A 17,938-nucleotide genomic window follows, 5' to 3' on the forward strand; every position below is an offset into this window, starting at 1 on the left:
CTCCACCGGCGCATGGGCGATCCGCGCGCAAAAGGGCGACGCCGCCATAAGCGGCGGCGTCGCGGTTCCTATCGTCAGGCGTCGAACTGGCAGCTCGGCGTCGAGCGCGACAGCGCCGTCTCCTCGGCATCCATGTCGGCCTCGATGCCGTCGAAGAGCGGCGTCGACATATAGCGCTCACCCGTATCGGGCAGCATGCACAGGATCACCGAGCCGGCCGGAGCCTTGTCCGCGATCTGGCGCGCCACGGCGAAGGTGGCGCCGCCGGAAATACCGGTGAAGATGCCTTCTCGCTGCGCTAACGCCTTCGCCCATTTGATGCCTTCGGGGCCCGGGATCGGGACCACCTCGTCGTAATAGTGCTTGTCGATCGCCTCCTGCAGCACATTAGGGATGAAGTCCGGCGTCCAGCCCTGGATCGGATGTGGCTCGAAAGCCGGATGGCTGGCGGCTGGCGCCCCACCGGCGCCGCGCTCCTGGCGCGTGCCGCTGCCGACCAATTGGGCGTTGGCCGGCTCGGCCAGCACGATCCGGACCTCCGGCCGTTCCTGGCGCAGCACCCGGCCGACACCGGCCACCGTGCCGCCCGTGCCATACCCGGTGACCAGGTAGTCCAGCCTCGAACCGGCGAAATCATTGACGATCTCGCGGCCCGTGGTCGCCTCGTGGATGGCGGCGTTGGCTTCCGTCTCGAACTGGCGGGCCAGGAACCAGCCATTGGCCTCGGCGAGTTCGACCGCCTTCTTGTACATGCCGAACCCTTTTTGGGCCCGCGGCGTCAGCACCACCTTGGCGCCGAGCATCCGCATCAGCTTGCGGCGTTCGATGGAGAAGCTGTCGGCCATCGTCACCACCAGCGGGTAACCCTTCTGCGCGCAGACCATTGCAAGGCCGATGCCGGTGTTGCCGCTCGTTGCCTCGACCACCGTCTGGCCGGGCTTCAACTTGCCGCTGCGTTCGCCTTCCTCGATGATGTTGAGCGCCAGCCGGTCCTTCACCGAGGCCGCCGGGTTGAAGAACTCGGCCTTCACATAGATCGTCGCGTGCCCCGGGCCGAGATTGTTGACGCGGACGACCGGCGTGTCGCCGACCGTTTCGAGAATGCTCTCGAACAGGCGGCCACGCCCGGCCGTGGTTCTGATTTTCAATTGATGCAACATGGCTTTGCTCCTGGATGTGCTCACACGTCGGTTACAGTCCGGCGGCTTGGGCGGCGCGGTTTCGACACCTAGCCGCGATAGCTTGTCTGATGGGCCGCTAAATGCGGCAACGGCGGCGTTCCGGCACGGAAACAGGCTGCCGGCTGCCTCCTGTCGTCTTTGGTGATACAATATGGACCAATTGGCCAGCGTTGGAGAAAGCGTGGAAACATACGTGGAATCCACCCGATCGGGCCTGAACAGCCGCTTTGGCCTGTCCATAAGGCTGCTCGGGCAACTGACGATCGCCCGCGAAGGAGTGCCCGTTATATTGCCTTCGTCGCGCAAGCTGCGTGCACTGCTTGCCTATCTGGCGATGGCGCCGCACCCCGTCAGCCGCAGCCGCCTTTGCGAACTCCTCTGGGACGTGCCCAACGACCCGCGCGGCGAACTGCGCTGGTGCCTGAGCAAGCTGCGCGCCGCCCTTGATGACCTGGATCGGCGCCGGGTCGAAACCGACGGCGAAATGGTGTCGCTCCGCCTCGACGATGTCCATGTCGACGCGCTGGATGCCGCCTCAGCGGTTGCCGAAGGTGTCGAGACGCTGGATCTCACGCGGCTGCAAGCGCTCTCGCGAGATTTCGCCGGCGACTTTCTCGACGGCCTCGAGCTGGATCGCAACCCGCATTTCACCAGCTGGCTCACGGCGCAACGCCGCCGTTTCAGCGCAAGCCACGTCGCCGTCCTGGAGCATATCATCGGTCTTGTCCCGCCGGGAGCCGATGAAGCCGGCGCCTATATCGACAAATGGCTGGAGCTTGCGCCCTTCGATGGCCGCGCGCATGTAGCGCTGCTGGAAAACCTGGCCCGGCGCGGGCAAATCGGCGCCGGCGAGGAGCATCTTGCCACCGCAGCCGACCTGTTTCATTCGGAAGAACTGGATTTCGCACCGTTGCGCGAGGCTTGGCGGGAGATAAGAACCCGCAACGCCGGCGCGACGCAAGGCGCACGATCCGAGCCTGCTTTACCAACCCCGGACTTGCCGGTAGCCGCGATCGAGTCAGACCCAGCGGCGACGCGCCGTGCTTCGCTCGCGGTGATGCCCTTTGCGGAAATCGCAGGCACTGGCGGCTTCCGTGGCGGGCTTGCCGACGGCCTCACGCACGACATCATCACGCGGCTTGCCAAGCTTCGCGATTTCTTTGTCATCGCCCGGGGCTCTGTCTTCGCGCTCGCCGAAAAGAACATTGCCCCGGAAGACGCCGGACGCAGGCTCAATGTCGACTATGTCGCGACCGGCTCTGTGCTTAGCCTGCCGGGCCGGTTCATGGTATCGGTCGAGCTTGTTGAGGTGCGCACGGCTAGGATCGTCTGGGCAGAAACCTTCGAGCACAGGCCCGACGACGTGTTCATCGTCATCGAGGATATCGGCAACAGCATAGTCTCTTCCATCGCCGCCGAGATCGCGACGGTGGAGCGCAACCGCGCATTGCTGAAGGCACCCAATTCGCTCAATGCCTGGGAGGCTTATCATCGCGGCCTCTGGCACATGTACCGCTTCACGCGTCAGGAGAACGAGCTGGCGCAGCATTTCTTCAGCGAAGCGCTGAAGCTCGACCCGACCTTCGCGCGCGCCTATGCCGGCCTTTCCTTCACCCACTGGCAGAGCGCCTTCCAGCGCTGGGGCGACCGCGACCGCGAGACCGCGCTTGCCTTCGAAAGCGCGGGCCAAAGCCTCCTGGTCGATGATCGCAACCCCGCCGCCCACTGGGCGATGGGTCGCGCGCTATGGCTTCGCGGCGAGCAGGACGGCGCGTTGCTGGAACTGGCGAGCGCCGTCGACCTCAGCCCCAATTTCGCTCTCGGCCATTACGCGCTGTCCTTCGTCCATTCGCAGTCGGGCGACCCGCAATCGGCGATCGGTTCGTCCGATCATTCGCGGCATCTGAGCCCCTTCGATCCGCTGCTGTTCGGCATGATGGGCGCTCGCGCCATGGCCCACGCCCGTCTCGGCGAATATGAAGCGGCCGCCGAATGGGCGCTGAAGGCCGCCGCCAGGCCAAACGCCCATATCATCATCCTGGCGATCGCCGCCCACTGCCTGGCACTGGCTGGCCGTCAGGACGAAGCGCGGAAGTACACCGGCATGATCCGCGACACCTTGCCGAACTATAGAGCCGACGATTTCATCGCCACGTTCCGGTTCGACCGCGATGCCGAAGCCCTGTTCCGGAACGGCGCCAAGCTCATCGGGCTGAATTGAGCCCTTGCCGCTGGCCGACCTTGTGTGCCCATATTCAGGTAGGGCCGAGCCGCAGATGTCTCTCGAGAACCTGAGCGCAGTGGACTTCGTTCCGAGAGCACAGGAAGCGCGGGGATGTATCATTTGCAGGCTGGCATAACCTGAATGTCGGCGCACTTCAGTGCGTCAGCGGACCGCTGGCCTTCCGCCAGGCGTCGATGCCGCCCTGGATGTGGCGGGCACTGGACATTCCGACATCCTGCGCGGCTTGCACCGCCATCGCCGAACGCTCCCCGAAAGCGCAGTAGAACAGGAGCTGCTTGGCTGTCGATTTCGCCAGCTCATGCAGCATGCCGCCGGCGGCGATGTTTTCCTGCAGACGCGCATAGGGAAGATGGATCGCGCCAGGGATGATGCCGTGCCGCTCGCGTTCGGTCTGCTCACGCAGGTCGATAAGGGCCACGTCGGGTCGCCCGATCAGCGCCAACGCCTGCTCGGCGCTGACCGCCCAGCCGCGGCTGGCGATATCGTCCTGATGCAGGCCGACCCGCATGTTGGCGGGCACGGCGACATCCATCATCTTCGGGTTGGCCAGGTTGAGATTGTTCATGATGTTCACATACTCGTCGACCGACTTCACCTGCAGGCGTGGGTTGAAGGCTTTCTCCTCGCCGATCGTCGACACGGTCTCGCCCTTGTAGTCATGCGCGGGGAAGATCAGCGTCTCGTCCGGCAGCTTGAGCAGACGGCCGAAGATCGATTCATATTGCTGGCGCGGATCGCCGTTCTGGAAATCGGTGCGGCCGGTGCCGCGGATGAGCAGCGTGTCGCCGGTGAAGACGCGGTCGGGCAGGACGAAGCTGTAGGAATCGTCGGTATGGCCCGGCGTATAGATGACATCGAGCGCCAGCCCCTCGATGCCGAGCTTGTCGCCATCGGCGAGCCGCATCGATACCACGTCGGCCTTGGTCTGCTCGCCCATTACGGTCACGCAATGCGTCTTGTCGCGCAGCGCGCCGAGACCGGTGATGTGGTCTGCATGAAGATGCGTGTCCACCGCCTTGACCAGCCTCAGGTCCAGTTCGTTGACGAGTTGCAGGTAGCGCTCGACCTTCTCCAGCACCGGGTCGATGATCAGCGCCTCGCCGCCGCGCCGGCTGGCAAGGAGATAGGAATAGGTGCCGGAAACGGAATCAAAGAGCTGACGGAAGATCATTGGCCAAGCATCCCCGCTGCATTTCGTCGCCAGGCGTCGTCGGCGCGACCGTAGCAGTATTCTGCCGCGAGGACATCTGGGAACGGAGCGGAGATTTTGCGCCTGCCACGCATGAAAGACAAGGTTGGGCCGGGTAAAGCCCCCTATGCGCTCGTCTCTCTGATGTGGATTGTCCGCTCGAAATACGGGGTTGCCGGGCCAGGCCGCGCCCAGCGGCACGCGGTAGCGCTCTAACGCGTGAACTTCTCCTGCCCCGTGATCGCCAGCCCACTCTTCAGATATGGGTGCAAAGTCAACCCGCAAGCCTCGGCCATTCGTCTTGAGGCCGCGTTGGTTGCGGCCACCTGTTCATAAAACACCGTGGCGCCATATTGCTCGAACGCCATCACGGCAGCGCAGGCGTTCATATAGCTGCCCAGCGACTTGCCTCTGTAAGCCGAGGACACAGCCGCAAGCCCGCCCCAGGCGAACGTGCGAAACTCGCTGAAAGAATTGTGTGGCATGTAGACGAAGGACGTGGCTGCGAGTTCGCCTTGTTCATCGACGATCGCGAATGTCCGTCCGGTCACGGATTCTCCCGCTAGTGTCGACCTGGAAAACGGCGCAAGACCATTTGCCGAGAGGAACACCTGCACGCGCTCCAGTTCCGCCTCGCGTGGTCTGTTGGACAGATCGACATGGCTGAAGCCAGGCGGCGTGCCTCGTTCCACGATCTGCTTTGACAAAGTGAGAACCTCGCTGGCGGAGCCCATGAAAGTATCCCACCAATCCACCCGATATCCCCGCGCCCCCAGGAATTCGGTGATCGCCCCGGTGCAGCCTTCGTGGACGAGGCGAAATCCGAAGCCGCCATCGGCTTCCAGCATGCCAACGCACGCTTCCAATCCGACCCGGTCGACATCGTCCGTCGAAACCATGCGGCCCGCGTTGCAAAGCCCAGGGATGCCATCGACCGTGGCCGCAAGCTCATCTGCACGCCGCTGCAGGCGCTGCTGCAACTCAGTCCCGAAATACCCCCTCATCGAGTCCCCCCAACGAGCGGCTGATCAAAGGCAGCCATTCCGGTGTTCCGTTACCCGCGGAGCCGGATGCCTACCTCCTCAGCACCGCGCTCAGCACGTCCCTGATGCCGATCGCGCCGACGAAGCGCGAGCCTTCGTCGAACAGTGCCACCGGGGCCGTCTGCGAGCGGTGCATTGCGAGCATCACCGTCTTCAGCGGCGTGCCGGGATTGGCCCAGAACACCTGCGCGCCCTCCTCCGGCTGACCCTCGACATCGGCGCAGGAAACCCACACCGCCGGCTTGCCGTCGCGTTCGGCCGCCGCCACCAAACCATGCTCGTCGATCTTGAAGCGGGTCGTCTTGCGGCGGTCGAGCCAGACCCAGCCGTCCTCACCCTGCTCAAGGTCGCGGCGATCGCGCATCACGTTCCACGCCGTCAGCACCGACAACGGGTTCACATTGGCGATGAAGTCGCGGACATAGTCGTTGGCGGGCCTGAGCACGATGTCTTCCGGCGCGCCGGTCTGGACGATGCGGCCACCTTCCATGATCGTGATGTGGCTGCCGATCTTCAGAGCCTCTTCAAGGTCGTGGCTGACGAAAATGATGGTCTTCTTCAACTCGGCCTGGAGCTGCAGCAATTCATCCTGCAGCTTGGTGCGGATCAGCGGGTCGAGCGCCGAGAATGGCTCGTCCATGAGCAGGATCGGCGCTTCGGTTGCGAAGGCCCGGGCAAGACCGACACGCTGCTGCATGCCGCCCGAGAGCTCGTGGGCGTATTTCTTCGACCACTGATCGAGATGGACAAGCTTCAGTTGCTTCTGCACGCGCGCCTTGCGCTCGGCCTCGGGCACGCCGGCAAGCTCGAGGCCGAAGCCGACATTTTCCTCGACCGTGCGCCAGGGCAGCAGGCCGAACTGCTGGAACACCATGGCCACCTGCTTCTGCCGCAGCCGCCGCAAGGTCGCCTCGTCGCAGGTGACCACATCGACGATGCGGTCGCCATCCTTGACCAGCACCTGGCCACGCGACACGACGTTCAGCCGGTTGACGGCGCGAAGCAGGGTCGACTTGCCGGACCCGGACAGTCCCATAAGCACCGAGATCTCGCCCTCATTCACGGTGAGGCTAGCGCCGGCGCAGCCCAGCACGTTGCCGGTCTTTTCCAGGATCTCGGCACGGGTGGCGCCCTGGTCGATCATCGCCAGCGAACCCGCCTGGTCGGCGCCGAAGACGATGTCCACATTCTTGAAATCAACGGCGACGGTCATTTCTTGCCTCCGACGCCGATGCGGGTCATGCGGTCGAGCACGATGGCTAGAACGACGATAGCCAGGCCAGCCTCAAGCCCGAGATCAATGCGGCGCGAGCCGAGCGCGCGGTTGATTTCGGTGCCGAGGCCGCCGGCGCCGATCAGCGCGGCGAACACAACCATGGACAGCGACAGCATGATCGATTGCGTCAGGCCAGCCATGATGGTCGGCAGCGCCGACGGCAGCTCCACCTTCCACAGAAGCTGGCGTTTGGTGGCGCCGAAAGCCTCGCCCGCCTCGACGATCGCCTTGGGCACGGAGACCACGCCGAGATGGGTGAGTCGCACGGCCGTCGGGATGACGAAGATGATTGTGACGATGAGGCCCGGCGCGTTGCCGAGCCCGAACAGGGTCAGCACCGGGATCAGGTAGACGAAGGTGGGCAGGGTCTGCATCAGGTCGAGCACCGGCAGCATGACGCGGTAGACCTTCGGCTTGTGCGCGGCCCAGATGCCGAGCGGCACGCCGATGGCCATCGCCATGGCGGCGGCGGCAACCACCAGCACCAGCGTCTGCACCGTCTGCTTCCACAGGTTCTGGTTGATGATGAAGACAAGGCCGAGGAAGACGCCGATGGCGAGCGGCCGCGAACGCTGCAAGAGCCAGGCGACGATAGCGATGATCAGCGCCAAAAGCACGGGCGGTACCATCAGCAGGAGGTTCACCGCTCCGTCGAGGATGAAATTCAGCCCGTTCGAGAACGCCCGGAAGATGGTGTCGAAATTATCCGTAAGGAAGCCGAAGAACGCCTTGCCCCACGGCCCGATGGGGATCTTGTAGTCGGTAAGGAATTTAGAAATCGGATCCATCTTTCCCCTCTCAACTCCGCCGCGCTTGCCGTGCGGTCATCTTCTCACGTCTCCGGGCGTATGAAAAAGGGCAGCCTCTTCCAGGGGCTGCCCTTTTCCGGCAATCACGCCGGCCCCAAGCCGCTCAGCCGCCGAGGGCTGTCTTGATGGCAGCCGCCGCGTCGCCACCGTCGAAGGTAGTGACGCCGGCAATCCAGGGCGCGATCGCGTCCGGATGCTTCTTAAGCCAGTCGGTTGCCACCGTCTGGGCGTCGCCGCCCTTCAGGATCGCGTCCATCATCTGGCCTTCCATGTCGAGGTTGAACTTCAGATTGGCGATGAACTTGCCGGCGTTCGGGCATTCGGTGGTATAGCCCTTGCGCACGTTGGTATAGACGGTCGCGGCGCCGAAGCCGCTGTCGCCCATGCCGTCGAGATAGGTGATCTTCATGGCGCCCATCACGGGATGCGGCGTCCAGCCCAGGAAGGCGATCCATTCGTTGTTCTTCATGGACTGCTCAGCCTGCGTCAACATGCCGGCTTCCGAGGACTCGACCAGTTCGAACCCGGCGAGATTGTCCTTCGGGTTCTTGATCATGTCCAGGATGATGCGGTTGCCGTCATTGCCGGCCTCGATCCCGTAGATCTTGCCGTTGAACTTGTCCTTGAACTTGCCGAGATCGGTCAGCGACTTCACTCCGGCGTCCGCGACATAGGTCGGCACCACGATACCGTAGCCGGCGCCGGTCAGGTTTGTGCTGATCGTCTCGACGGAACCGTCGGCGGTGTAGTCCTTGATGTCGTTGGTCATCGACGGCATCCAGTTGCCGAGGAAGACGTCGAGGTCCTTGTTCTTCAGCGAGGCATAGGTCACCGGCACCGAAAGCTGGATCACCTGTGGCTGATAGCCCAGCGCAGTCAGCAGCACCGAAGCCAACCCTGTGGTGGCCTGGATGTCGGTCCAGCCGACGTCGGACAGGCGAACCGCCTTGCAGCTCGCCGGATCGCCCGCATAGGCGGACGTCGTGGACAGAAGCGCCGCGAGGCCGAGGCCTGCGACGAACGATTTCATACGCGACATGAACTTTTCTCCCATTTGAACTTCGAGGCAAACGACGTCACGGTTCTTGCATCCGCCCTTGTTTCGTCAGCCAAACACCATTTTGATGCTGATTCAAGCGGTTCGACATCACGATGAACGGCGCGTGCTGGCCATTACGCGACATGACTGCCTTTTGAACGACATGGAGCTGAACGACAGAGAGTTGAACGACAGGGAGTTTTTGGTGGACGGAGCCGGCGCCCCCTCCCCGTGCAGAGGCAAGTCGGCTTAAAAGCACCTACCATGGCCAAGCTCTACTTCCACTATGCGACGATGAACGCAGGCAAGACGACGATGCTTCTGCAGGCGTCCTACAACTACCGCGAACGCGGCATGTCGACGATGCTGTTCGTCGCCGGCCATTACCGCAAGGGCGATAGCGGGCTGATCTCGTCGCGCATCGGTCTCGAATCCGAGGCGGAGATGTTCCGCGACGGCGACGATCTGTTCGCCAGGGTGGCCGAGCATCACGAGCATGCGAGCGTGCATTGCGTCTTTGTCGACGAGGCCCAGTTCCTCGAGGAGGATCAGGTCTGGCAGCTCGCCCGCATCGCCGACCGTCTGGATATTCCGGTCATGTGCTACGGCCTGCGCACCGATTTCCAGGGTAGTCTCTTCTCCGGCTCTCGAGCGCTGCTCGCCATAGCCGACGACCTGCGGGAGGTGCGCACCATCTGCCGCTGCGGCCGCAAGGCGACGATGGTGGTCAGGCTCGGCCCTGACGGCAAGGTTGCAAAACAGGGCCAGCAGGTGGCTATCGGCAAGGACGTCTATGTCTCTCTATGCCGCCGCCACTGGGAAGAAGAGATGGGGAGAGCCGCCCCCGAGGACTTCATTGGCTTCACCAGCAGTTGACCCCAAGCAGATATTCGAGAGACGTTCGGCGGGTATCTCATTTTATTTCTTTGTTTTCCGGCTTCCGGTCGAAAGGCCGTGGGCTACTCTTGCGAAACCAGCCTGATTCAAGCTGTCGAGGCGCGCCGCGCCGCAAACCGCCAGCCAAGCCGCACGACGATTGTCGCCAGCGCGATCAGCGCCATGCCCAAGGCTTGTGTGACGCTCGGCGCCGCCCTGCTCTATGCGGGGGCGACGATCCTCGCCAAGCGTTCGGACAACAGCGCGCCGAGATCACAGTGCTGTGCCAGACGCTGGTCGGCGTCGCGCTGCTCGCCCCGTTCGCCGGCGTCGGTCATCCGATCCCGCCGGTGTCGTGGGACTGGCTGGTGCGCATCGGAGTACCGCATACCGGCATTGCCTATGTGCTGGTGAATGCCGCCTTCGCACGCCTGACGCGGAGATGGCTCGAACCCGAATGTGGTGTCTGTCGCGGGGTGTGGCGTTTGCAAAGGCTTCGCTTTATAACGCCGACAGCCAGAACTCTCCGGGGTCAGCCATGCTTCGAGCCATTTCGTCCGCCGCGGTCATGCTGCTTGCCGGCGACCTTGCCGCCCATGCCGATGGCGACGCCGCCCTTGGCAAGAAGGTCTTCAACCGATGCGTCCCCTGCCACGAGGCGGCGACGGATCGCGACAAGGTAGGCCCTCATCTGCTGGGTGTCGTCGGCCGCAAGGCCGCCTCGGCGGACAGCTTTGCCGGTCATTATTCGCAGGCCATGAAGGATGCCGGCGCCGCCGGCCTCGTCTGGAACGAGACCAACCTCGCCGAATATCTCAAGGCGCCCAGGCAGAAGGTTCCAGGCAACAAAATGGCCTTCACCGGCCTGGCCAGCGATGACGACATCGCCAATGTCATCGCCTATCTTAAGGCCGACCCCAAGCCCTGATCGGTATGGGAGAGAAACCGGCGTTGCCCGACCGCCGAACAAAAAAGACCGGCTGCCAATCATTGATTTCTACGCGACCCGCCGCAAGAGATTTGCCGGCGTTGTTTCACCGCCTTCAGCGCCGCAAAAACAAGAACTTAAGGCATATCAGCTAAAGCTGCTCTACCGCGGGGCGCGTTACTGGGCGCCATACGCATGCTTGCATTATCTTTCAAGGGCCTAACCAGTTCTTTGTTTTGACGCCTCTCTCGGTCTTCCTTCTTTCAATCCATTGAGGCCCCCCATATATTCGCCGCCACGTGCGATACGAGACAGGATGCCGAAGCGGGAGGCCCCAATGGTGACATTGCAGAATTTCGATGCCGAAATTGTAAAGACCAGGCAGGTCGTCGAGGATATGCGCGCCAAGATCGAGCAGTCCGGCACCGTTCTCGACACGCTCGCGCAGGCCGACAAGAAGATCGGCGATGCTGATTTCGACATCGAGAACGCCCGCATCGAGGATGTGTTGAAGCAGCAGAAGGTCATGGAAGGCAACATCGCCGACCTGATCATCGGGCTGGAGGACGCAACCAATGTCTTCGGCACCGAATTCGAGAGCATGAAGAACTACACCGGCTGGGAAAACTTCGTCGGCGTCTTTTCGGCGCAGCGCAAGCAGCGCATGCGCACCGACCGCGTCCGCAACATGTCGCTGGCCGGCAACCTTCAGGAGCTTTTGGCGAAGTCGGATACCATCGTCGGCATCCTGAAGGCGCAGAAACAGGTCCTCGACCAGCGCTACAAGACTTCCGAGACCAGCCTGTCGCAGGTGATCGAGCGCCGCAAGGTGACCATGACCAATCTGGAAGCAGTGCAGAAGCGCATCGAGGCATTGAACCCCCTGCTGCTCGACATCGAGAACAAGATCGCCGCCTCGACCACGCAGAAGGAGCGTACCGAGCTTGAGGGCGAGCGCTCGAAAATGGCGACCGAATACAACGAGAAGCAGGCCAAGGAGCAGGAACTTCTGGCCGAAAGCCAGACGCTCGAGCGCTACACCTCGATGTTCCAGACTTTCGTCGATTCACTCAACAACCAGATCGCCGCGCAGTCGACGCTGATCAACAAGCTGACCATCGACACCGAGCAACGCATCGTTCTCTACAAGGCCCTGGAAGATTCACTGAAGACGGCCGCCCAACAGGACGTCGCCCACAAGATCAACACGCTGGGCAGCAAGGTCGACAACACCGCCGAGGAGACGATGGCTGGCATCGGCGCGGCCTCGCAGAAGCACATCGGCGATTTGCTTGAAATGCATGAGAAGAACATGGTGGCTTCAGCCGACATCCAGCGCCGCAAGAAGCTTGCCGACGATGCCTTCGCGCGCCGCTTCGACGATGTGATGAAGAAGCACAACGCCGCCAACTATGTGCAGCAATAGGCGGCGCCGCTGATTTCATTTCCACGGCAGCCACATGACATCTGAAAACGACGCGGCGGCCCGCTACTTCTCCGCCATCACGGCCGCGCTGAGCGGGCTGGAAGTGTTCATGCGCGACGACCGCTCGCCGCTGTACCGGCATGGCATCGTCGCCAGGATCGTCGCGGAATATATCGCGCGGCTGGACAAGTCCTTTGCCTGCTGGCGCAACCGCCTGGGTTTCATGGACACTTTCCGCATTTCGCGCGCCGATAGCGGGTATCCGGTGTTCCAGAACCTGCTTGAGCTGGAAAACGACCGCCAGCAGGCCGATGCCAGGCTTGCCAACATCCCTCAGGCCGCGGAGCTGCGCGAGGAGATGGCCGACTTCATCTTGCGCCACAAGGAATTTCCCGAAGCGCTGCAGAGATCGATGGCCGAGCGGCTCTATCTGGAGGACGTCAGGAGCGAGGCGACCTTCGGCCCGTTCACGCTGGCGCAGACGGCCAAGGTCTCGGTCAACCCGAAGACCATGCGGCCCTATTACCTTGTCCACTGGGCCACCTTCGACGGCAGCGCCAACCTGCCGCTGGTCTACATGGTTACGGTGGAAGACTCCTCCGAAAGCATGGTGCGCCAGTTGGTCGACGCGAACGGCAAGCTGAACGAGAAGGTTGACATACCGCTTCCCGTCGACGGCCTGCTTAACCCTGAGCTTGCGCACCGCTTCGACGACTTCACCGAAAAGAACTCGGCCTACACGCTCTCGCCGGCGACCATTGCCGTCAATCTCGACAAGGATTTCGAGCCGCTGCACCCGAAGCAGCTACGGCGGGTGGTGCTCGGGCCCTTCTACTCGGCCGGCATCACCGACAACAATTCGACCGTGACCGAGGTGCTGGCCAAGGTGCGCAAGCCGGAGAACGCATGGCTGCTCACCTGGACCATCCAGGAGGTCTTTTCCAAGGGCGAAAAGCCCGGCCGCAGGGGCCTTTTCTCCAGCGAGAAGACCACGCAGGAGTTCTTCATCAACACCGACGATCTCGAAGCGGCTCGCCAGGGCGTGTCGAGCTACGAGAATCACGCGCTGATCCCACACGAGGCCTACCAGGCGCTCTATGCAGCGGGCGAGGCGCAGAAGATCTTTTCCGGCTACAAGGTTCACGTCCTGTCCAACGGGCAGGTCATCAGCGACGTCTGACCGTCAAACCGCGGAGCATCCTTCATGGACACCGGCCTGACAACAATCTCGGAAGCCGCAATCGAAAAGCATCGCGCGATTGCGCAGAGCTTCATCACTCGCATCGTCGTGCTGGAGGATTCGTCGCGCGAATCGGGCACCGCGCTCGCCGGCACCAATCGCCGCTTCGTCTCGACCGTGTCTGTCGGTTCGGTGCGCCGCACGCGCGAGGTCGAGCTCTCGAAGACGGTTGCGGCCATTCATCCCGACGACCAGTTGATGAGCATCCCGCAACATACGCTGCTCTACCGCGCCCGGCGCGGCCTGGCGATCGCGCTCGCCATATCGGACGTCTTCGCCGAGGGCTCCGACCTCGAAGGCCTGCAGGCAAAGAACACGCGCGCCCCGCTGGAAGGCGACGAGGCCGCCACCTTCAAAAAGCTCCTGTCGGCGTCGGCTTACATCTCGGCCTTCAGTTTCGCTTCCTACCTGTTCCAGCTGATCGACAGCGATGGCGAGGCGCCCAACGACAGCCCTGAGCCCGACTTCCTGTTCGACACGCCGCAGGATGCGGTGAAGTCGATCGTCGCCGGCCTCGACAAGGCGATCGCCGGCTCGAAGGACGACGCCGACCTGATGACCCGGGCACGGGCTTTTGCCCGCGTCGCCATCGACGGGCTCTTGGCGCGAAAAGGCCGCTTCGACGGCATCGGCCCGTTCGAGAATGCGCATATCCGCATCGATGTCGACGATTTCACCCTCGACGGCTTCGACGTCGCGCCCGGCAAGCGTTCCAAGCCGCTGGTGATGACCTTCAAGAAGCCGGAAGAGGTGGTCGGCAACCACATCGCCAAGTACCAGTCGGTCAAGCTCGCCAAGATGCTGATGGCCTATGACTTCGAGCGCGAATTGAACCCCTTCGTCGAGCTCGGTGGCTTCCTGTTCACCTTCATCGGCGACGGCGCGCCCGGCACCGGCAAGACGACTCTCATTCAGATGATAGCCGGCCTGGTCAATGGCTACTGTCAGGTGGCCGGCTATCCTTTCGCCTATGAGAATTTCGGCGTCGACCAGATTTCGTCCTACCAGGGCAAGTCGGGTCAGAATTGCCGCCAGTTCATCAACAACGTTCTCAATCCGCGCGTCATCGGCTTCGGCACCATCGACGACATCGACCAGGTGGCGGCACGCCGCTCCGACGATCGCGCGTCGGCCGGACAGCAGGAGATCACCGGCGTCCTTATGGATGCCTTCGCCGGCGCCTCGACGGTCGTGCGCGGCAACTGCTCCTTCGGTATGTTCTCCAACTATCCCGAGAATGTCGACGACGCGCTGCGCCAGCGCGCCGGCGCGCGCTGGCTGGTCGATGGCCCGCAGACGCGCGACGACTACATCGACATCTTCGTGTTGCTTGCCGGCAAGAACCACAAAATCCCGCTGGGCAAGCACGAACTCTATGCCGCGCAGGAAATCCAGCGTGCGGTGAGCGAGGCTTACGAAGAGCACGCGAAGCCTCGGGAAGAGGGGCTGATGAAGGTCTACGAGCGCTATGTGAAGGAGAACGGCGCGCCGAAGACCATGGCGGACGTCGGCACCTATCTGCACATGATCAAGGATGCCGAGCCGCGCTTCACCGGCCGCGCCATCAAGAACGTCACCGACGCCATCAAGATGCGCGCCATGGACATCGAGTTGCCGGACGAATGGTTCGAGAAACCGGAAGCCTTCATGCACAAGAGCTACGACGACAAGAAGGCGATGATCGAGGAACTGCGCGGGCCGTTCTCGATGGACATGGTCATGCAGGAGATCAACCGCTACGCCGATTCCGAATTCCGCTATTCCGACAAGTCCGACGATGCCGCGGTCGAGAAGCTCCTGCGCGACGCACGCCTGCGCGAACGCGCGGCGCGCGAGATGGAGGAGTTGAGGAAGAAGGGGCTGTGGAATGCGTAAGCTGCGCCAACGCCCCCTTCTCCCCGTGAACGGGGAGAAGGAAAGATGAAAACCGCCAAAAAGCCCGACCTTCTGCGCGACAACGAACTTTTCTACGGCAGGTTGCTCACCGTCGACGAGCCGCATCTCATCCAACGCTACAACAAGGCGCTCGTTGCCTTTGGCCTCGCGCCAACCAGGCTGGTAAGCTTCCAGATCGACCGTACCGGCTTCTCGCCCGAAATCGCCGAGGAATGTGACGACTACGACTATCTCGACCCCAACGAGGTCAACCGCCGCTTCATCATCCTGACGCCCTCGCAGATCGACCTGCCGGTGGTGCACACCGCCTTCTCCAACACCTCGCAGCTGATGTTCGAGTTCATGTCCAAGAACCAGCGCGCCATCGACGCGCTGACCATCAAGGACGTGATCTACGGCGAGATCGAGGACTCCGTTCCGAAGGTCAACGACATCGAGGACCTGCTCGCGATCAACCAGGTCGAGTTCAAGGTGCTGTCGGCCGAGGACGTGCTGGGCAAGGCAGCCGAGCTCGGCAAGCTCGTCGACCGGCTGAAGCAGGAGCCCGACGCCTGGCGCGACAACGCCATGCTTCAGCGCATGGTCGATCTGGCCAAGGTCTGCGGCGACATTCGCGAGAACGCACTGGTGCCGGACCAGGTGATCTTCCGCCACAATGCCTACTGGACCAGCCATTTCGGCGGGCTCTATGTCTTTGTCGATCCGGACATGACGACGGTGATCTGCGATCCGGCCGCTCCCGGCTTCCGCCGCTCACGCCCCTGGCAGGTGAGCTATCTGTCGATCAACGACGCCGACAAGGTGTTCCGCTTCCTTGCCGCCACGGGGCGTCTCGACCTGCCGCGCGCCTCGTGGATCGAGGCCTCCGGCTATCTCGAACACCGCGCCGAGATGGTCGTGCGCGCACTGATCCGCGAGGCCGAACCCAACCGCAACCTGACCGATGTCGACAAGGTCTGGCTGCAGACCTGGATCCACGGCCATGCCGACCTTATCGCCCAGGACGGGAACTTCCCTTTCCTCAACGCCGCCAAGCGCGAGATCGTGCAGCTCGGCCATCTCAAGATCGAGGATGTGCCCCCGCGCCAGCGCTTCCTGGTCGTGCGCGCCAAGCCCGATCATCCCGATGCCTGGCTGACCAACCAGCTGATCTCGGATTTCGTGCCGCAGGATTTCGTCTCGCGTTACGTCTTCAACAAGCCGGGCTTCTACAAGGACTATGACGGCTTCAGCGACGCTTGGCGAAGCCATGTTGTGGACGTTCTGAAAACCACATATTTGAAGGACAAGGCGGCGTTCCGCGCGCGCCTTTACGGCTTGACTGACTAGAACGAAATGAACCGTCATTTCGTTCTGACTTGTTGTTTTGGCGCATGATGTTACCCAAAGAGTCTGCAACTTTTTGGCATCATGCTAAGGGGGTGCCACAGCCATGCTCGATCCGATCGTGAACTTCTTCACCCAGATCTTCCAATGGATCGGCCGCGGCATCGGCTTCGTGATCGGCGTTATCCTGTGGCCGTTCATGTGGATCGGCCGCTGGTACAGACAGCGTGGCTGGATACTCAAGGCGGTGGTCGGCCTTGCCCTTCTGGTGCTGCTCGGCCTCTACGCCAATTTCTTCTACGCCACACAGTGGTGGAACAATTTCAACCCAAACTATCCCGACGCCTACACTTTCGAGAAACGCAACGTTTCCGCCGGAGAGCAGGTTTCCGCCGGCACCGGCACCGACACGGCCAAGACCTGCGGCAACTCGGCGATCGCCCAGGTTGCCGCCGATCTGACCGACTTCAACGTCAATCAGAATGCCTGGATCTCGTCGATGATCCTCTACAAGCTCGGCCTGTTCGGCATCGACTGGGACAACACGCCGTGGATGGACAACAAGGCCTCCTTCCAGCGCGGCATCAACCAGGCGGTGCGGCGCACCGCCACCGAGCTTGCCGACAATCTGGGCCGCGTGCGCACGACTTCGCAGATCGATTCCGACCTGCAGGATGCGCGCGGCAATCTGCAATTCGACGAGTATACCTGGTATTTCGGCCTGAACCCGTTCGGCCCGAAGACTCCTACGCCGAGCTACTATCGCGACGCGGTGCGCAAGCTGCGTTCGTTCAATGCGCGTCTCGCCACGTGCCAGGCGACGTTCGACGCGCGCGCCGACAACCTTAAGCAGTATATCGACCGCATCGCTTCCGACATCGGCTCGACCTCGGCGATCCTCAAGGAGCGTGCCGAAAACCACAACAACGGCTGGTTCGATACCCGGGCCGACGACCGCTTCTGGTTCGCCTATGGCCAGCTCTACGCCTATTACGGCCTGATGAAGGGCGCCCAGGCCGACTTCGAGGACGTGATCAAGGAAAAGCACCTGCAGAGCCTGTGGGATACGATGGACGCGCAATTCGTCTCGGCCCTGCGCATCCAGCCCTTCATCATCGCCAATGGCCGCGAGGATGGCTGGCTGTTGCCGACGCATCTGACGACGATGGGCTTCTACATCCTCAGAGTGCGCTCCAACATGGTCGAGATCAGCAACGTGCTGACGCAGTAACGCGTGTCGAGGCGGCACGGCGATGGCGGATTTGCGCCGTCGCATCTGTCGCATTCCGCGCATTAGGCGGCTGTTTTGAGACGGCGGAGCCGCTCCCGCTCTGGCTTCTATACGCCGCAAACGGACCGGGCGACGAAGACCCGAAGCGGGTCGGACCGGGAACAGCAGCATTCTTTCTTTACAGGAAACATAGTTGCATGGAAGTTGACGCCGCGGCAGCGACAGGGTTAGAA

The 17,938-nt window shown here is 62.4% G+C and carries 14 protein-coding genes; 8 read left to right on the plus strand and 6 right to left on the minus strand.

The genetic code is table 11. The annotated features are described in order from the left end of the window. Positions 1-74 precede the first annotated feature (74 nt). A complete protein-coding gene (locus ACR64R_RS15100; RefSeq protein ID WP_487357159.1) occupies positions 75-1,160 on the minus strand; it encodes a PLP-dependent cysteine synthase family protein in 1,086 nt (361 codons plus the stop codon). A 214-nt stretch (positions 1,161-1,374) separates the two neighbouring features. Between ACR64R_RS15100 and ACR64R_RS15105 the strand changes: the two genes are divergently transcribed. Beyond that, the gene (locus ACR64R_RS15105) at positions 1,375-3,402 is read left to right on the plus strand and encodes a transcriptional regulator (protein WP_487357160.1); all 2,028 of its coding nucleotides are present in this window, start codon (positions 1,375-1,377) and stop codon (positions 3,400-3,402) included. A 157-nt stretch (positions 3,403-3,559) separates the two neighbouring features. Here ACR64R_RS15105 and ACR64R_RS15110 read toward each other — a convergent pair whose 3' ends face one another. The 5 genes from ACR64R_RS15110 to ACR64R_RS15130 form a co-directional block, all read right to left on the minus strand. Then, on the minus strand, positions 3,560-4,597 hold the full coding sequence (locus ACR64R_RS15110; protein ID WP_487357161.1) for an MBL fold metallo-hydrolase: 1,038 nt from the start codon (positions 4,595-4,597) through the stop codon (positions 3,560-3,562). 230 nt (positions 4,598-4,827) lie between these two features. Next, positions 4,828-5,619 (minus strand): GNAT family N-acetyltransferase, encoded by a 792-nt coding sequence (locus ACR64R_RS15115; protein WP_487357162.1) that lies wholly within the window; start codon positions 5,617-5,619, stop codon positions 4,828-4,830. A 70-nt stretch (positions 5,620-5,689) separates the two neighbouring features. Beyond that, a complete protein-coding gene (choV, locus tag ACR64R_RS15120) occupies positions 5,690-6,871 on the minus strand; it encodes a choline ABC transporter ATP-binding protein (protein ID WP_487357163.1) in 1,182 nt (393 codons plus the stop codon). Next, on the minus strand, positions 6,868-7,722 hold the full coding sequence (gene choW / locus ACR64R_RS15125) for a choline ABC transporter permease subunit (RefSeq protein ID WP_487357164.1): 855 nt from the start codon (positions 7,720-7,722) through the stop codon (positions 6,868-6,870). Before choW ends, choV begins: the two co-directional genes overlap by 4 nt. 124 nt (positions 7,723-7,846) lie before the next feature. Beyond that, positions 7,847-8,782, minus strand: coding sequence for a choline ABC transporter substrate-binding protein (locus ACR64R_RS15130; RefSeq protein WP_487357165.1), 936 nt, complete (start codon positions 8,780-8,782; stop codon positions 7,847-7,849). 264 nt (positions 8,783-9,046) lie between these two features. Here ACR64R_RS15130 and ACR64R_RS15135 point away from each other — a divergent pair, with 264 nt between their 5' ends. The 7 genes from ACR64R_RS15135 (at position 9,047) to ACR64R_RS15165 (ending at position 17,705) form a co-directional block, all read left to right on the plus strand. Beyond that, positions 9,047-9,658, plus strand: a complete 612-nt coding sequence (locus tag ACR64R_RS15135) for a thymidine kinase (RefSeq protein ID WP_487357166.1) — start codon at positions 9,047-9,049, stop codon at positions 9,656-9,658. Between the two features lie 538 nt (positions 9,659-10,196). Beyond that, the gene (locus tag ACR64R_RS15140) at positions 10,197-10,586 is read left to right on the plus strand and encodes a c-type cytochrome (RefSeq protein ID WP_487357167.1); all 390 of its coding nucleotides are present in this window, start codon (positions 10,197-10,199) and stop codon (positions 10,584-10,586) included. 337 nt (positions 10,587-10,923) lie between these two features. Further along, positions 10,924-12,012 carry a hypothetical protein gene (locus tag ACR64R_RS15145; RefSeq protein WP_487357168.1) on the plus strand — a complete coding sequence of 363 codons (1,089 nt, stop codon included), beginning with the start codon at positions 10,924-10,926 and terminating at the stop codon, positions 12,010-12,012. A 34-nt stretch (positions 12,013-12,046) separates the two neighbouring features. Then, complete coding sequence (locus ACR64R_RS15150) at positions 12,047-13,192, plus strand: hypothetical protein (RefSeq protein WP_487357169.1); 1,146 nt, start codon at positions 12,047-12,049, stop codon at positions 13,190-13,192. Positions 13,193-13,216: 24 nt separating this feature from the next. Then, entirely contained in the window at positions 13,217-15,127 is a 1,911-nt protein-coding gene (locus tag ACR64R_RS15155; protein ID WP_487357170.1) for an AAA family ATPase, read from the plus strand. 45 nt (positions 15,128-15,172) lie between these two features. Further along, on the plus strand, positions 15,173-16,477 hold the full coding sequence (locus ACR64R_RS15160) for a DUF6638 family protein (protein ID WP_487357171.1): 1,305 nt from the start codon (positions 15,173-15,175) through the stop codon (positions 16,475-16,477). Positions 16,478-16,580: 103 nt separating this feature from the next. Further along, positions 16,581-17,705, plus strand: coding sequence for a DUF2333 family protein (locus ACR64R_RS15165; RefSeq protein ID WP_487357172.1), 1,125 nt, complete (start codon positions 16,581-16,583; stop codon positions 17,703-17,705). Positions 17,706-17,938: the final 233 nt, after the last annotated feature.

Source organism: Mesorhizobium sp. MC2-1-1, assembly GCF_057597255.1.

Bases quoted from the DNA above. Each gene is read 5' to 3' on its own strand.
- ACR64R_RS15100 (WP_487357159.1), bottom strand. From the start codon at position 1,160: ATGTTGCATCAATTGAAAATCAGAACCACGGCCGGGCGTGGCCGCCTG.
- ACR64R_RS15110 (WP_487357161.1), bottom strand. From the start codon at position 4,597: ATGATCTTCCGTCAGCTCTTTGATTCCGTTTCCGGCACCTATTCCTAT.
- ACR64R_RS15115 (WP_487357162.1), bottom strand. From the start codon at position 5,619: ATGAGGGGGTATTTCGGGACTGAGTTGCAGCAGCGCCTGCAGCGGCGT.
- choV (WP_487357163.1), bottom strand. From the start codon at position 6,871: ATGACCGTCGCCGTTGATTTCAAGAATGTGGACATCGTCTTCGGCGCC.
- choW (WP_487357164.1), bottom strand. From the start codon at position 7,722: ATGGATCCGATTTCTAAATTCCTTACCGACTACAAGATCCCCATCGGG.
- ACR64R_RS15130 (WP_487357165.1), bottom strand. From the start codon at position 8,782: ATGTCGCGTATGAAATCGTTCGTCGCAGGCCTCGGCCTCGCGGCGCTT.
- ACR64R_RS15135 (WP_487357166.1), top strand. From the start codon at position 9,047: ATGGCCAAGCTCTACTTCCACTATGCGACGATGAACGCAGGCAAGACG.
- ACR64R_RS15140 (WP_487357167.1), top strand. From the start codon at position 10,197: ATGCTTCGAGCCATTTCGTCCGCCGCGGTCATGCTGCTTGCCGGCGAC.
- ACR64R_RS15145 (WP_487357168.1), top strand. From the start codon at position 10,924: ATGGTGACATTGCAGAATTTCGATGCCGAAATTGTAAAGACCAGGCAG.
- ACR64R_RS15150 (WP_487357169.1), top strand. From the start codon at position 12,047: ATGACATCTGAAAACGACGCGGCGGCCCGCTACTTCTCCGCCATCACG.
- ACR64R_RS15155 (WP_487357170.1), top strand. From the start codon at position 13,217: ATGGACACCGGCCTGACAACAATCTCGGAAGCCGCAATCGAAAAGCAT.
- ACR64R_RS15160 (WP_487357171.1), top strand. From the start codon at position 15,173: ATGAAAACCGCCAAAAAGCCCGACCTTCTGCGCGACAACGAACTTTTC.
- ACR64R_RS15165 (WP_487357172.1), top strand. From the start codon at position 16,581: ATGCTCGATCCGATCGTGAACTTCTTCACCCAGATCTTCCAATGGATC.